The sequence below is a fragment of the uncultured Campylobacter sp. genome, assembly GCF_937997595.1.
In the GTDB taxonomy this organism is placed as follows: Bacteria; Campylobacterota; Campylobacteria; order Campylobacterales; family Campylobacteraceae; genus Campylobacter_B.
Genome location: NZ_CALKTS010000332.1, coordinates 1 through 1172, shown reverse-complemented (window position 1 = coordinate 1172; position 1172 = coordinate 1). Strand labels below are relative to the sequence as shown.

General features: G+C 44.9%; 2 protein-coding genes. Both read left to right on the top strand.

The features are described from left to right. Window positions 1–295 precede the first annotated feature (295 nt). A complete protein-coding gene (locus Q0614_RS11330) occupies window positions 296–541 on the top strand; it encodes a hypothetical protein (RefSeq protein WP_297951166.1) in 246 nt (81 codons plus the stop codon). A gap of 308 nt (window positions 542–849) precedes the next feature. Next, window positions 850–1172: hypothetical protein (locus Q0614_RS11325; protein ID WP_298788785.1), on the top strand; the 323-nt coding region annotated here is incomplete at its 3' end.

The following is a 1172-nucleotide window of genomic DNA, read 5'->3' as shown; positions in this document are numbered from 1 at the left end:
GACGATCATCGAGCAGCTTGAGCAGATGGGCGTTTTAAGCGAGATCAACGCTAAAGGTCAGCGCGATATAATCAAGTAAGCTTTAAAATTTCGATGAAATTTAAGCGGCGAAATTTTGAAATTTATTGGATTTATAGGTGCCAGAATTTTTAAAATTTAATCGATCTGCGTCGGTAAAATTTTTAAATTTATTGGATTTGAAGTGGTGGAATTTTAAAATTTTTTTGATCTGCATAGCGGATTTTAAATTTTAAAATTTGCGCGTTCCGCAGCTCGCGCTTGTGCCTCTGTGGCTATGACAAGGCGGACGGTTTATACGGGATGCGCGGATGCGATCGAAGCCTCTTGCAGCGCGGGAGGCGTTTTAAAAGTAGTGCTCGGTGGGTATGAACAGCGCGTTTTGCAGCTTGCGTTTACGGCGTGCGCGCTGTCTAAATTTTATAAGGCGCAAGTTAATGTGCGCTGTGCTCTTGGCGCTAAATTTGAACTGCGGAATTTTAAAACGCAAGTAAGCATAAATAGGGCAGGCTTTAAAATTTAAAAATTGAGCGCTAAAAATTTTGCGATTTTAAATTTTATAAATTTACAAAGGTCGGCAGAATTTAAAATTTCAAAATTTCGCTCCTTTTGGGCTTTAGAATTTTGAAATTTTAAATTTACCGCAGCGAACCTGAATTTTAAATCGCGCCTTGCCGGTATGAAGCATTCGAAGTTGCGCGAGCGGGAGAAGCTACCGGAGGTCTAGCTTGCGTCGAGCGAGTACATGAGTGAAAAGTTCGCCGCACGCTGAAGGGCTGGTAGCGAAGTATTGCGGTCGTTCGTAGCGGCTAATTTGCAGTGCGAGCACCCATGGCACACGCCAAAAACCGATGGATCGTGGACGGCACGACAAAGCTGTTTGGTGCGTGGTGTTTTGTGCCGGCATGTTTCGTAGTGCAGTTGCATTTGCGGTATAAACGTACTTTGCAGCGAAGTCATATTTTGCAGTGCGGCTGTATTGTAAGATGCGGCGCGTTTTACATCGCCCGCGCACTAAAAATTGATCGGCACGCGAGCGTGTTTGTGATGATGTTGTGGCGTAAAATTTTGCAGCTACCGCGCGCTACTCGTGTGCGATTTTGCACGGTTGCGGTTTGCGACCGTGCTATCGTGTGCCAGAGTAAAATGCACCC

Excerpts from the sequence above, each read along its gene's own strand:
- Q0614_RS11330 (WP_297951166.1), top strand. The coding sequence starts at position 296 with ATGACAAGGCGGACGGTTTATACGGGATGCGCGGATGCGATCGAAGCC.